The following is a 13,216-nucleotide window of genomic DNA, read 5'->3' on the forward strand; positions in this document are numbered from 1 at the left end:
CGGTGCCGCCGCGCCGGCACCGTGCCGGGGCGACTACTGCGCGAGCAGGCTGCAGAAGCGCGCGATGTCGATGTTGCCGCCGCTCAGCACCACCCCCACCCGCTGGCCGCGCAACCGGTCCTGCATGTTGCGGGCCGCGGCCAGGCCCAGGCAGCCGGTGGGCTCGACCACCATCTTGAGCCGCGCGGCCAGGAAGGACATGCATTCGACCAGCTCCGCATCGCTGGCGGTCAGCACGTCGTCCACCTCGCGCCGGATGATCGGGAAGGTGATGTTGCCCAGGTGCTGGGTCTGCGCGCCGTCGGCGATGGTGTGGGGCGTGTCGATGTGCACGATCTCGCCCGAGCGGAACGAGCGCTGGCCGTCGTTGCCCGCCTCGGGCTCGACGCCGTAGAGCCGGCACCGGGGCGACAGGGCCCTGGCCGACAGGGACGATCCCGACAGCAGCCCGCCGCCGCCGAGCGGCACGAAGAGGGCGTCCAATTCGCCCACCTCCTCGAACAGTTCCTTGGCAGCGGTGCCCTGGCCGGCGATCACGTCGGGGTGGTCGTAGGGCGGGATCAGGGTGAAGCCGTGCTTGGCGGCCAAGTCGCGGCCGATCTGCTCGCGGTCGTCGGTATAGCGGTCGTAGAGCACCACCTCGGCGCCGTAGCCGCGGGTGGCCTCGATCTTCACCGCCGGCGCGTCCTGCGGCATGACGATGGTGGCCGGCATCCCCAGCAGCCGGGCCGACAGCGCGATCGCCTGCGCATGGTTGCCCGACGAGAAGGCCACCACGCCCGCCGCGCGCTGTGCCGGCGTGAACTTCGACAGCGCGTTGAAGCCGCCGCGGAACTTGAAGGCGCCCATGCGCTGCAGGTTCTCGCACTTGAGGAATACCTCGGTGCCGAGCATCTCGTTCAAGGTGCGCGAGGTGAAGACCGGGGTGCGATGGGCATGACCGGCGATGCGTGACGAGGCGGCGACGACGTCTTCGTAGGTGGGCAGTGCAGGTGCGTTCATGGTACGGAAATGCCGAAGCAACAACGACGGCGCATGGGCGAACCGACGGCTACCAAGGCCAGGCGACGGCGGTGCCGGTCCCGGCCGCCAGTGCCCGCTGGTGGACCCGGCGCGCGACGGTCAGGTCCTGGAGCGCCAGACCGGTCATGTCGAACACGGTGATGTCGCCGGGCGCGCGTTCGAAGGCGACGCGGCCGTCGAGCAGGTCGCCGATCTCGTCGCAGGGCAGTGCGGGTGCCCACTGCATCTCGCCGATCTGCGTGGCCTGGGCGTGGTCGTCCACGAACCGGCGGGCGCGCGGCAGCAGACCTTCGGGCAGTTCGCGCTTGCCGCAGGTGTCGGCGCCCACGCAGTTGACATGGGTGCCGGGCCGCACCGCCGCCGCGTCGAACAGCGGGCCGCCGCCGGGCGTGGCGGCGATGACGACATCGGCCGCGGACACGGCTGCATCGGCGTCGGCCGCCGGCGCGATGCGGCAGCGGCCGGCGAAAGCGGCCTCGAAGCCAGGATCGCTGCGGCCTCCGTGCGCGACGTAGGCGACCGTTCGCAACACCGGCAGCAACCGCAGGGCGTAGTCGAGCTGCACCCGCGCCTGCACGCCGGTGCCGAAGACGCAGGCCCGGGCGCTGTCGGGCCGTGCCAGCCGCTGCAGGCCGATGCCGCCGGCCGCGCCGGTGCGGGCGGTGGTGATCGTGTTGCCGTCGATCACGCAGAGCGGCCGGCCGGTCAGCGGGTCGATCAGCAGGATCGTGGCCTGGTGAGGCTCGCCGCCGGCCGCCCGGTTGGCCGGCCAGAATCCCGCGGCCTTGAAGCCCAGCAGGCCCTGCGCCGGCACGTCGCCCGACTTGATGCCGAAGATGCCGCCGGTGGGCAGCGGCTCGCGCACCACCGGGAACACCCGGCCCTCTCGCCGGCTGTGCAGCACGAAGGCCTCGCGCACCGCCTCCAGCACGTCGGCCGGCTGCAGCAGCGGCGCCACCGCGGCGCCGTCGATCAACAGAAGGCGGGCATCGTTCGGCAGCATGGGTTCACTTGGCATAGGCATAGACGGAGGCGCGCGACACGCCCAGGTGCGCGGCGATGGTGGCCATGGCGCGGCGCACGTCCAGCAGGCCGGCGGTGCGCAGCTCGCTCAGCAGGGTGCGGCGGTCGTCGGCCCGCAAGGAGCGCGGCGTGGTGGCCAGCCGCGCGGCGAACTGGTCGATCCGCTCGCGTATCCGGTCGGCACCGGTCGGGTCGAGCGACTCCTGCACCGCTGCCTGCGGATCGATGCCGACGAAACGCGCCATCGCCGTCTGGAAGCCGTGGAACAGGGTCAGGTCGACGTTCATGCACAACGCGGCGATGTAGCGGCCGTCCGCGTCCTTGATGCCGACCGAGGTGCTCTTGGCCCGGCGGCCGTCGGCGAAGGTGTTGGCATAGTTGGCGATGATCGGCGGCATGTCCGGGTCTTGGATGCGGGCCAGGCCCAGCTCGGTCGTCGGCGCGCCGACGGCGCGACCCGACAGGCTGTTGTGGATCGCGAGGATCGAGCGCTTCGGGTCGAGCAGGTCGTGCACCACCACCTCGCAGAAGGGGGCGAAGGTCTCGCCCAGGCCCTGCGCGATCCGGCGAACCTGGTCGAGCAGCAGCTTTTGCTCGGGGCTGCGTCGGGTTTTCGGCATCTGGATAGTCTGTCCAGTTCTGGATAGACTGTCAAATATTCGACAATCCGTCCATACCGCCCCACGCCCAGGATGCCCATGCGCCCTCCCGCCGACCTCGAAACTCCCCTGCTCCTGCTCGACGAAGCGCGGATGCAGCACAACATCGACCGGATGCAGTCGCGCATGGACGCGCTGGGCGTGCGGTTCCGTCCGCATGCCAAGACCAGCAAGTGCGCCGAGGTGGTGCGCCGCCAGATCGCCGCCGGCGCGCGCGGCATCACCGTCTCGACGTTGAAAGAGGCCGAGCGATTCTTCGCCGCCGGCATCGACGACATCCTGTACGCGGTGGCGATCGCGCCGGCCAAATTCGCCCATGCGCTGCGGCTGGCGCGCGCCGGGCTTCGGCTGACGCTGCTGGTCGAATCGGTCGCCGCGGCCGAGCAGCTCTCGGCCTTCGGCATGGCCGAAGGCCACGGCTTCGACGTGTTGATCGAGGTGGACACCGACGGCCACCGCTCCGGCATCGCGCCGCAGGATCCGCGCCTGCTGGCGGTGGCAGCCGCCCTGCGCACCGACGCCGCTGGCCACGGTGCGCGGCTGGCGGGCGTGCTGACCCATGCCGGCAGCTCCTACGACCTGCGCACGCCCGAAGCGCTGGAGGCGATGGCCGAGCAGGAGCGCGCCGGCTGCGTCACCGCGGCCGAGGCCCTGCGCGCGGCCGGCCATGTCTGCGCGGTCGTCAGCGTCGGCTCCACCCCCACCGCGCTCAGCGCCCGTCACCTGGAGGGCGTGACCGAGGTCCGGGCCGGCGTCTACGTGTTCTTCGACCTGGTGATGGCCGGCACCGGCGTCTGCCGGCCCGACGAGATCGCGCTGTCGGTGCTGTGCACCGTGATCGGCCACCGGGCCGAGAACGGCTGGGTCATCACCGACGCCGGCTGGATGGCGATGAGCCGCGACCGCGGAACGCAGAAGCAGGCGCACGACTACGGCTACGGCCTGGTGTGCGATGCGGACGGACGCCCGCTGCCCGGCCTGGCGTTCGACGCGGCCAACCAGGAGCACGGCGTGCTGCAGTGGGCCGGCGGCGACGAAGACGACGGCCGCGCGCTGGCAGAGCGCTTCCCGCTGGGCGCGCAACTGCGCATCGTGCCCAACCATGCCTGCGCCACCGGGGCGCAGCATCCGGCGTACCACCTGCTGCCGGCCGCAGGCGGCGCGGGCGACGAACTGCCGCGCTGGGAGCGTTTCAGCGGCTGGTGATCCTGTACCGTCGGGCCCTCGCGCGTCCTGCGCGCCACCGCCCTGCGCTCCTTTCCTGCCGACACCCATGACCGCCCTGCCACCGACGCCCGCCCGCAAGCCCCGCATCGCGCTGCTCGCCACCGGCGGCACCATCGCCGGCGCGGCCGCGTCGGCCACCAGCACCAGCGCCTACACCTCGGCCGTCACCGGCGTCGATGCGCTGCTGGCCGCGGTGCCGCAGATCGCCGACCTGGCCGCGGTACACGGCGAGCAGGTGCTGCAGATCGGCTCCGAGAGTTTCGACAACGCCCGGCTGCTGACGCTGGCCCGCCGGGTGGCGGCGGTGGCCGCATCGCCCGAGGTGGACGGCATCGTGATCACCCACGGCACCGACACGATGGAAGAGACCGCCTACTTCCTGCACCTGACGATCCCCACCGCCAAGCCCATCGTGATGACCGGCGCGATGCGCCCCGGTACCGCCCTGAGCGCCGACGGCCCGCTGAACCTGCTCGACGCGGTGACCGTCGCCGCGCATGCCGACTCCGCCGGCAAGGGCGTGCTGCTGGTGATGGACCAGCATATCCACAGCGGCCGCGACGTGGCCAAGACCCACGCCAGCCGCACCGACGCCTTCCGCTCCGAATACGGCCCGCTGGGCACGGTGGCGGACGGCCGGGTGCGCTTCTACCGCATGCCAGCCCGGCCGCACACGCTGGCGAGCGAATTCGACATCGCCCGGATCGACACCCTGCCCGAGGTCGGCATCGTCTACGCCCACGGCAACACCAGCCCCGCGCCGTACGAGGCGCTGGTCGATGCGGGCGCACGCGCCATCGTCCACCTGGGCTTCGGCGGCGGCACCGTGCCGGACTACCTGGAAGCGACCCTCAAGGCGGTGCAGGCCCGCGGCGTGACGGTGGTGCGCGCCACCCGCATGGCCGGCGGCGCGGTATCGCGCAACGGCTCGGTCGACGACGACGCCCTCGGCTCGGTCGCGGCCGACGACCAGAACGGGGTGAAGGCGCGGCTGCTGGCGGCGCTGGCGCTGTCGCAGGGGTGCGATGCGGGGGCGATGCAGCAGGTGTTCTGGCGGTATTGAGCCTGCGCGGTGCGGCCTAGAGCGTGCTATGCACTGTGACCCACCCGCGTGGCACCCACACTTCGGGAAAGCCGGGGAGAGGCCCGGCGGCAAGGTGCAGGACGCGCCGCTGTCCTATCGCGCCGGATACCACCGCCTGCCACAATCCGGCGCATGTTTGCCCCCCTCCAGAACGACAGCTTCCTGCGCGCCTGTCGGCGCCAGGCCACCGACCACACCCCCGTCTGGCTGATGCGCCAGGCAGGCCGCTATCTGCCCGAATACCGCGCCACGCGTGCCCAGGCCGGCAGCTTCATGGGGCTGGCCACCAACCGCGACTACGCGACCGAGGTCACGCTGCAGCCGCTGGAGCGCTATCCACTCGACGCGGCCATCCTCTTTTCGGACATCCTGACCGTGCCCGACGCGATGGGCCTGGGGCTGTCGTTCCAGCTGGGCGAGGGGCCGAGGTTCGCCCATCCGGTGCGCGACGAGGCCGCGGTGGCCGCGCTGGAAGTGCCCGACATGCACAAGCTGCAGTACGTGTTCGACGCGGTCTCTTCGATCCGCCAGGCGCTGGGCGGCCGGGTACCGCTGATCGGGTTTTCGGGCAGTCCGTGGACACTGGCCTGCTACATGGTCGAGGGCGCGGGCTCGGACGACTACCGGCTGGTCAAGACTATGCTCTACAGCCGGCCCGACCTGATGCACCGGATGCTGGCCATCAACGCAGACGCGGTCGCGCGGTACCTCGACGCCCAGATCGACGCCGGCGCGCAGGCCGTGATGGTCTTCGACAGCTGGGGCGGCGTGCTGGCCCATGCGGCCTTCCAGGAGTTCAGCCTGGCCTACACCGCCCGGGTGCTGTCCCAGCTCAAGCGCACCGGCCCCGACGGACAGGACGTGCCCCGCATCGTCTTCACCAAGGGCGGCGGGCTGTGGCTGCAGGACATGGCCGCGCAACTCGACTGCGAGGTGCTGGGCCTGGACTGGACGGTGAACCTGGGCGCCGCCCGGGTGGCGGTCGGCGGGGCCGTGGGCGGGCCGGGCAAGGCCCTGCAGGGCAACATCGACCCCAACGTGCTCTTCGCCCCGCCGGCGCAGATCGATACGCAGGTGGCGCGGGTGCTGGAGAGCTTCGGCCGCCCGCACACCGACACCACCACCACCGGCCCCACCCACATCTTCAACCTGGGCCACGGCATCAGCCAGCATACGCCGCCGGAGCACGTGACGGCCCTCGTGGAAGCGGTGCATCGGCACTCGCGGCGCCTGCGCGCCTGAGCTTGCCGGGGCTGCGCGGGGCCCCCAAGTGGTGCGTACCCCGCGTTTTGCGTCGGCTGTTATGCACAAAAAGTGCTGTGCGGCGGCGCAGCAAGGGCCGCGCGTTCATCGGCCGGGTACATTGCCGGTGCATCGCGCAAGTGGTTGATTCATAAAGATTTGTCCCACTGCTTTTTTGGCAGGCATCCTAGGGAAACCCACCTTTCATGCGGGTCGGCGGCGATCGCCACAAAGCTATCAAAAAATTTATCCACATAAAAATGGAACTGTGCTGCAAAACCTTTTCAGATCAAAGACTTAGCGCTTTCTCAAGAGGAAGCACAGCAAATTCGGCAGCTAGAGAGGCCCTGGATGCCGCTCGTCGGGCAGACCGCCGTCCCGTCGGCATTCGAAAAAGCGGGCGCGATACTGCCGCACGGCTGTAAGCCGCGCCATTGCTGGCTCCGCTGCTACCTTCGCTGAAAAAACGAAGCATTGCGAAGCCGAAACTGCGGCTGTAAAGCAAAAAATTATGGTGCGGAGGCTTGCTTATGCACACAAACCGTGAAAGTGCTTTCGGTCGGGGTTTTGCAGGTCTCGATCGCCCACTCCCTGCGATCCATCATGCAAGTGGTTGATTCATATGGAATTGTCGGCGTGCCTGTTTTGCGGGCAAACCTTGTAAAGCCATGCGGGACGCGGGCTTAGCACGGTCCGACACCTCCTATCAACAAAGTTATCCACATATCCGGCGCACAACGCGGGAACGCCGTAAAAGCGAAACGCGGTGCGGCCGCGGCCGTGGCATGCACGCCGGCGGCCCCGGTCTTGTACACAGGCCCGGCCGAGCGGCTAAGGCACAATAGGCCTCTGCCTCGTTCATCAGATTCCACCTCCGGTTATGCATGGCAATTCGTTGATATACAAGGACTTTTTCAACTCCTGTACGCGACGCCATGGATGACGCGCTTGCGACCCGCCCGCGGCCCTCCCCACCATCCGATCGTCTGTCAACAAAGTTATCCACAGAAATGGCCTTTCGTTGCCGAAAGTGCTTCTGAATCAAGTCTTTGGAATACGCTCTGCAAAACCCACCTGAACTCGGCACCGGCATGGTCGTATCGGTGCTGGTGCAGACTCCCGCGCACAGCGCCATCGCCGGCCCGTTGAGCTACCGTGCTGCCGGGCCGTTGGCGCCCGGGACATTGGTGCGGGTGCCGCTGGGCAGCCGGGAAACGCTGGGGATCGTGTGGGACGCGGCCGAGGGCACGGAGCTGCCCGCCGAGACCGCGCTGCGGCCCCTGTCGGCGGTGCTGGATGCGCTGCCGCCGCTCGGCCCCGGCTGGCGGCGGCTGGTCGAGTTCGCGAGCCGCTACTACCAGCGCGGCGCCGGCGAGGTGGCCCTGGCCGCCCTGCCGCCGGCCCTGCGGGGGCTCGACCCGGTGCAGCTGGCGCGCCGGTTGAGGCACAGCCCCGGCACGGCCGCGCAGATCGCTTTTGCTCCAAAAACCATAGCACCAAGTCGGGAGCAGGCCACGGCCATCGCCCGGCTCGATGCGGAAACCGGCCCGTTCCTGCTGTTCGGCGCCACCGGTAGCGGCAAGACCGAGGTCTACCTGCGCTGCGTGCAGGACGCGCTGCAGGCCGACCCTCTCGCCCAGGCGCTGGTGATGGTGCCCGAGATCAACCTCACCCCGCAGCTGGAAGAGCGCTTCCACGCCCGCTTCCCCTCCGCCGACCCCGACGGCGCCCCTGCGGTGGTCTCGATGCACAGCGGCATGACGCCGCCGCAGCGGCTGCGCAGCTGGATCGCTGCGCACACCGGCCGCGCCCGCATCGTGCTGGGCACCCGGATGGCGGTGTTCGCCTCGATGCCGCAGCTGCGGCTGATCGTGGTCGACGAAGAGCACGACCCGAGCTACAAGCAGCAGGAAGGCGCCCGCTATTCGGCGCGCGATCTGGCGCTGTGGCGCGGCCGCGAGGAAGACGCCAAGGTGGTGTTGGGCTCGGCCACGCCGTCGCTCGAGAGCTGGCATGCCAGCCGCCCCGCCACCCAGGACGACCCGGGCGGCCGCTACGCCCGGCTGGAGATGCCGGCCCGCATCGGCGCCGGCGCGCTGCCCAGGGTGCGGCTGGTCGACATGAACCACCAGCCCCGGCGCGCGGTGATCTCGCCGCCGCTGCTGTCGGCCATCGGCGAGCGCGTCGCCCGGGAAGAGCAGGTGATGGTCTTCCTGAACCGGCGCGGCTACGCCCCGGTGCTGCACTGCCCCGCCTGCGGCTGGAAGAGCGACTGCCCGCACTGCAGCGCCCACCAGGTGTTCCACAAGATCGACCGCACCCTGCGCTGCCACCACTGCGGCACCACCTCGCGGGTGCCGCGCGCCTGCCCGGCCTGCGGCAACGTCGACATCGCGCCGCTCGGGCGCGGCACCGAAAAGCTGGAGGAGCACCTGTCGGAGCTGCTCGAAGGCGTCCGCCGGCCCGACGGCGGCCGGGTGCGCATCGCCCGGATCGACGCCGACACCACCCGCGCCAAGGGCGCGCTGGAATCGCAGCTGGCCCAGGTGCATGCGGGCGACGTCGACGTGCTGGTGGGCACCCAGATGATCGCCAAGGGCCACGACTTCCGCCGCATCACCCTGGTGGCCGCCGTGAACCCCGACGGGGCCCTGTTCTCCAGCGATTTCCGCGCGCCGGAGCGTCTCTTCGCGCTGCTGATGCAGGCCGGCGGCCGCGCCGGGCGCGACGCCGCCCACAGCGCCGGCAGCGAGATGTGGATCCAGACGGTGCACCCCGCGCACCCGATCTTCGCCGCTCTGAAAGCGCACGATTTCCCCGCCTTCGCCGCCCAGCAGATTGAGGAGCGCCGGTCGGCCGGCATGCCGCCCTTCGCCGCCCAGGCCCTGATGCGGGCCGAGGCGCGCACCCAGGAGGTCGCCCAGGCATTCCTCACCGCCGCCCGCCAGGCCGCCACGGATGCCGGCCTGGACGCCACCGGCGAGGTGGTCGCCTTCGGCGCCGTGCCGATGGCGATGCAGCGCGTCGCCAACGTCGAGCGCGCCCAGATGCTCCTGGAAAGCTCCTCCCGCGGCGCCCTGCAACGCTTCCTGGCAGCCTGGCAGCCCCTGCTGCACACCACCCGCGCCGACCCGGCGCACAAGGGTTTGATCCGCTGGGCGGTGGACGTGGATCCGCTGGCGATCTAGCGATCAGCGAGCGGCGGTCGCGGTCGGCGCGAGACTCCGGGCAAGAAACACCGGGACTGGCATCGGCCCCTCTCCCCTCTCCCCTCTCCCTGCGGTGGAGAGGGCCAGGGTGAGGGCCGGCGCCCAGCCGCCACGCTTTCTCGGCAGGCCACCCGCATATCCGCCCCACCACCGATGCCCCACCGAATCGCTACAGAATCTATAGCTATAAGCCGGTACAGTACGCCGGCTACAGCCCTTTTTCGCTCTTTAAACCCGCCATGCCACCGCCGCCGAGAAGCTCAGGAACGCCAGCACCGTCGACACCAGGATCACCCGCGCGATCCGCCCGTTGTGCGCGCCGAAGCGCTCGGCCAGCATCGACACGTTGCTGGCGCTGGGCAGTGCCGCCACCAGCACCAGCGCCGTCAGCGCCAGCGGCTCGAGCGGCGCGCCGAGTGCCGCCGCCACCGCACCGGCGCACAGCACCAGCGCCGGATGCAGCAGCAGCTTGGCCAGCGCCAGCAGCACCGCGCCGCGCCACGGCGCAGGGCCCGCCGCACCGTCCATGCCCGCGCGGGCCAGCACCGCCCCGATGGTGAACAGCGCCACCGGCGACGCCGCATCCGACAGCAACGCCACCGTCTGCTCCAGCGGCCGCGGCACCACGAATCCCGCGGCCGAGGCCCCGATGCCGAGCGCGATCGACCACGGCATCGGGTTGGTCGCCATGCCGCGCAACGCACGCCGCAGCGCCTCTAGTGCACCTGAAGCGCCCGCACCGTCCAAGCGCGACAGCGCCACGCAGAGCGAGGTGGTCAGCACCATGTCGATCGCCATCGTCTGGATCACCGGGCCGGCCGCCGCGGGCCCGAGCAGCGCCGCCAGCAGCGGCACGCCCATGAAGCCGGTGTTGGGGAACGCCGCCACCAGCGCGCCGAAGGCCGCATCGTTCCAGCCGACGCCCGCGCGCCGCGACATCGCCATCACCAGCGCCACCATCGCGACCGCGCAGGCCAGGTAGACGGCCGCCACCCGCAGGTCGAGCAGCTGGTGGATCGGCGTGCGCGCGCCGAAGCGATAGAGCATGCAGGGCAGCGCGAAGAACAGCACGAAGCCGTTCAGCCCCGGGATCGCCGCCAGCGGCAGCAGGCCGCGCCGCGTCGCCAGCCAGCCGCAGAAGATCAGCGCGAAGAACGGAAAGTTGACGGCGAGGATGGCGAGCACTGTCCGATTCTCGCAGCGGGCAGCCCGACCGGCCTGTCCGACGTGCCGCCGACGACAGGCAAAAAAACGGCCTGCACCAAGGCAGGCCATGAAGAGAGACACCCCAAAACAATCCACGGATGCACCGCCGGCCCCCACGGTAGCGATGCGCCCGCCACCCCCTTCCAGGTTCGCCGTCCCGGCGCCTGGGAGCCGGGACAGTCCGCCTTCGCAGCGGGTGCAGGTGGACTTTAGGCGGGCGGCGAGGACGCGGGAAGCGATGAAAACGCGGCTGCTTATCCGGTGGCCATATAAGTCCGCATGCCTCCACGCCGGCAGCCCTTGCCATAAGCCCCTAGAGTCGCAATCTTCCCTGCACCCCCAGCGCAGACGAGGACCCGACATGACGCATTCCGCACCCGACAGCCGCCTGCCCACCTACTTCATCTCCCACGGCGGTGGGCCGTGGCCGTGGATGCTCGACCGGATGGGCGGCACCTACGACCTGCTGGCCGCGTCGCTGCAGGACATGCCGCGGCAGCTGGGTCGCACGCCCGCGGCGGTGCTGGTGGTGTCGGGCCACTGGGAGACCGATGCGGCCTATGCGGTGATGGCATCGGCCCGGCCGCCGATGCTCTACGACTACGGCGGGTTCCCGCCGCACACCTACGAGGTGCAGTACCCGGCGCCGGGTGCGCCGGCGCTGGCCGAGCAGGTGCGGGACCTGGTCGCCGCCGCCGGCCTGCCGGTGGGGCTGGACCACCGGCGCGGCTTCGACCACGGCACCTTCTCGCCGCTGGCCGTCGCGTTTCCAGCGGCCGACGTGCCGGTGCTGCAGCTCTCGATCCGCAGCCACTACGACCCGGCCGAGCACCTGGCGCTGGGCCGGGCGCTGGCGCCGCTGCGCGACCAGAACGTGCTGATCGTGGGCAGCGGCCTGAGCTACCACAACCTGCGGCATTTCGGCCCGCAGGCGCGCGACGTGTCGCGTGCGTTCGACGACTGGCTGGAGCGGACGCTGGTGCAGACCGACCCGGCCGCCCGCAGCGCGCACCTGCTGCACTGGGACGCCGCCCCCGCCGCCCGCATCGCCCATCCGCAGGAAGACCACTTGGTGCCTCTGATGGTGGCGCTGGGCGCGGCCGAGCAGGAGCCTGCGGTGCGGGTCTACCACGAGGACGCGTTCATGGGCGGGCTGTCGGTGTCGAGCTTTCGCTTCGGCGCCGCGCCGGGCGATGCGGGCGCGGCCACGGCGACCGCCCCGGCGCTGGCCGCCGCCTGACCCGCGCGGCCGACACCTCCGCCGCACCCGCACGCACCGACTTCGGATCCATCGCCATGCCCCACGACACCCCCGCCCATCCCGTCCTCGCCGTGAAGCCGCTCGGCTTTCCGTGGGAGACGGCCGACCCGTTCCTGTTCTGCGTCTACCACGACGACGCCTATCCGCAGGCCACGCCGCGGATGGGCCCCGCCGCCTCGCTGGCCGGCCGCGACATCGGCCAGGACTTCAGCCGCAAGGACGGCTGGAGCATGTACCACGGCGAGACGGTGCCGGGCTTTCCTGCGCACCCGCACCGCGGCTTCGAGACGGTGACCATCGTGCGCAAGGGCCTGGTCGACCATTCGGATTCGCTGGGCGCGACGGCACGCTTCGGCCAGGGCGACGTGCAGTGGCTCACCGCCGGCGCGGGCGTGGTGCATGCCGAGATGTTCCCGCTGCTCGACGCCGCGCGGCCCAACCCGCTGGAGCTGTTCCAGATCTGGCTGAACCTGCCGGCGCGCAGCAAGATGTCGCCGGCGCATTTCACGATGCTGTGGTCGCACGCGATTCCACGCCGGGTGTTCGCCGACGACGCGGGCCGCCGCACCGAGGTGGCGGTGATCGCCGGCCGGCTGGCGCCGGTTGAGGATGCTGCCTCCACGCCCACCGATGCGCTGGTGCCGCTGGCCCCGCCGCCCGATTCCTGGGCCGCCCAGGCCGATGCCGACGTCGCCATCTGGACGGTCCGCATGGCGCCCGGCGCCCGCTGGACGCTGCCCGCCGCGGCCGAAGTCGATACCAACCGCCGGCTCTATTTCTTCAAGGGCGACGGCGTGGCCGTCGGCGGCCAGGCCATCGGTGCGCACGCGGCGATCGCGCTGCACCCTGCAGTGCCGGCGGAGCTGCGCAACACCGGTGCCACCGAGGTCGAGTGCCTGCTGCTGCAGGGCCGGCCGATCGGAGAGCCGGTAGTGCAGCACGGCCCGTTCGTGATGAACAGCCAGGCCGAGATCCGCCAGACGGTCGACGACTACCGACGCACCCAGTTCGGCGGCTGGCCCTTCGCCGACGCCGCGCCGGTGCACGGCCGCGACCCCGCCCGGTTCGCGCGGCATGGGGACGGGCACGAGGAACGGCCGGTGGCCGTGGAACCGGTCCGCTGATACCGCGGGCTGGGCCGCGCGACAGCCCGGTACCCGCTGTTGCGGGGCCGATGCAACAGATCTCATCCGGCCCGACACGCCTGCCCACTCGATGGTCACAGCCTGTATGCCAACGGTTACCATGCGTAACGCGCGGTGAATATGGCGTGCTTGTGTAG

General features: G+C 70.9%; 10 protein-coding genes. 6 read left to right on the forward strand and 4 right to left on the reverse strand.

Going from position 1 to position 13,216, the window contains the following annotated elements; all coding sequences use genetic code 11:
* Nucleotides 1-33 precede the first annotated feature (33 nt).
* From DFQ15_RS09795 to DFQ15_RS09805, 3 genes are read right to left on the reverse strand one after another with little or no spacing between them, the layout of a single operon-like run.
* Nucleotides 34-1,002 carry a threo-3-hydroxy-L-aspartate ammonia-lyase gene (locus DFQ15_RS09795; protein WP_110465810.1) on the reverse strand — a complete coding sequence of 323 codons (969 nt, stop codon included), beginning with the start codon at nucleotides 1,000-1,002 and terminating at the stop codon, nucleotides 34-36.
* A gap of 49 nt (nucleotides 1,003-1,051) precedes the next feature.
* Nucleotides 1,052-2,023, reverse strand: coding sequence for an ornithine cyclodeaminase family protein (locus DFQ15_RS09800; protein WP_199399852.1), 972 nt, complete (start codon nucleotides 2,021-2,023; stop codon nucleotides 1,052-1,054).
* Between the two features lie 7 nt (nucleotides 2,024-2,030).
* Nucleotides 2,031-2,666 (reverse strand): helix-turn-helix transcriptional regulator, encoded by a 636-nt coding sequence (locus tag DFQ15_RS09805; RefSeq protein WP_110465812.1) that lies wholly within the window; start codon nucleotides 2,664-2,666, stop codon nucleotides 2,031-2,033.
* Nucleotides 2,667-2,744: 78 nt separating this feature from the next.
* On the opposite strand from DFQ15_RS09805, the gene DFQ15_RS09810 reads away from it, so the two are divergent.
* From DFQ15_RS09810 to priA, 4 genes are all read left to right on the forward strand, one after another.
* Entirely contained in the window at nucleotides 2,745-3,911 is a 1,167-nt protein-coding gene (locus DFQ15_RS09810; RefSeq protein ID WP_110465813.1) for an alanine racemase, read from the forward strand.
* Nucleotides 3,912-3,978: 67 nt separating this feature from the next.
* Complete coding sequence (locus DFQ15_RS09815) at nucleotides 3,979-4,995, forward strand: asparaginase (protein ID WP_158529045.1); 1,017 nt, start codon at nucleotides 3,979-3,981, stop codon at nucleotides 4,993-4,995.
* A gap of 153 nt (nucleotides 4,996-5,148) precedes the next feature.
* Nucleotides 5,149-6,258 carry a uroporphyrinogen decarboxylase gene (gene hemE / locus DFQ15_RS09820; protein ID WP_110465815.1) on the forward strand — a complete coding sequence of 370 codons (1,110 nt, stop codon included), beginning with the start codon at nucleotides 5,149-5,151 and terminating at the stop codon, nucleotides 6,256-6,258.
* Between the two features lie 1,091 nt (nucleotides 6,259-7,349).
* Nucleotides 7,350-9,446, forward strand: a complete 2,097-nt coding sequence (priA, locus tag DFQ15_RS09825; RefSeq protein ID WP_110465879.1) for a replication restart helicase PriA — start codon at nucleotides 7,350-7,352, stop codon at nucleotides 9,444-9,446.
* Nucleotides 9,447-9,695: 249 nt separating this feature from the next.
* Here the strand turns inward: priA and DFQ15_RS09830 are convergent, their stop codons facing one another.
* Nucleotides 9,696-10,652 carry an AEC family transporter gene (locus tag DFQ15_RS09830; RefSeq protein ID WP_110465816.1) on the reverse strand — a complete coding sequence of 319 codons (957 nt, stop codon included), beginning with the start codon at nucleotides 10,650-10,652 and terminating at the stop codon, nucleotides 9,696-9,698.
* Between the two features lie 382 nt (nucleotides 10,653-11,034).
* Here DFQ15_RS09830 and DFQ15_RS09835 point away from each other — a divergent pair, with 382 nt between their 5' ends.
* Together DFQ15_RS09835 and DFQ15_RS09840 are read left to right on the forward strand one after the other, a co-directional pair.
* Nucleotides 11,035-11,913 carry a DODA-type extradiol aromatic ring-opening family dioxygenase gene (locus tag DFQ15_RS09835; RefSeq protein WP_110465817.1) on the forward strand — a complete coding sequence of 293 codons (879 nt, stop codon included), beginning with the start codon at nucleotides 11,035-11,037 and terminating at the stop codon, nucleotides 11,911-11,913.
* 56 nt (nucleotides 11,914-11,969) lie between these two features.
* A complete protein-coding gene (locus DFQ15_RS09840) occupies nucleotides 11,970-13,058 on the forward strand; it encodes a pirin family protein (protein ID WP_110465818.1) in 1,089 nt (362 codons plus the stop codon).
* Nucleotides 13,059-13,216: the final 158 nt, after the last annotated feature.

It is taken from the genome of Xylophilus ampelinus, from assembly GCF_003217575.1.
Lineage (GTDB): Bacteria > Pseudomonadota > Gammaproteobacteria > Burkholderiales > Burkholderiaceae_C > Xylophilus > Xylophilus ampelinus.

Coding starts and splice junctions, on each gene's coding strand:
- DFQ15_RS09810 (WP_110465813.1), top strand. CDS start 2,745: ATGCGCCCTCCCGCCGACCTCGAAACTCCCCTGCTCCTGCTCGACGAA.
- DFQ15_RS09805 (WP_110465812.1), bottom strand. CDS start 2,666: ATGCCGAAAACCCGACGCAGCCCCGAGCAAAAGCTGCTGCTCGACCAG.
- priA (WP_110465879.1), top strand. CDS start 7,350: ATGGTCGTATCGGTGCTGGTGCAGACTCCCGCGCACAGCGCCATCGCC.
- DFQ15_RS09795 (WP_110465810.1), bottom strand. CDS start 1,002: ATGAACGCACCTGCACTGCCCACCTACGAAGACGTCGTCGCCGCCTCG.
- DFQ15_RS09840 (WP_110465818.1), top strand. CDS start 11,970: ATGCCCCACGACACCCCCGCCCATCCCGTCCTCGCCGTGAAGCCGCTC.
- hemE (WP_110465815.1), top strand. CDS start 5,149: ATGTTTGCCCCCCTCCAGAACGACAGCTTCCTGCGCGCCTGTCGGCGC.
- DFQ15_RS09815 (WP_158529045.1), top strand. CDS start 3,979: ATGACCGCCCTGCCACCGACGCCCGCCCGCAAGCCCCGCATCGCGCTG.
- DFQ15_RS09835 (WP_110465817.1), top strand. CDS start 11,035: ATGACGCATTCCGCACCCGACAGCCGCCTGCCCACCTACTTCATCTCC.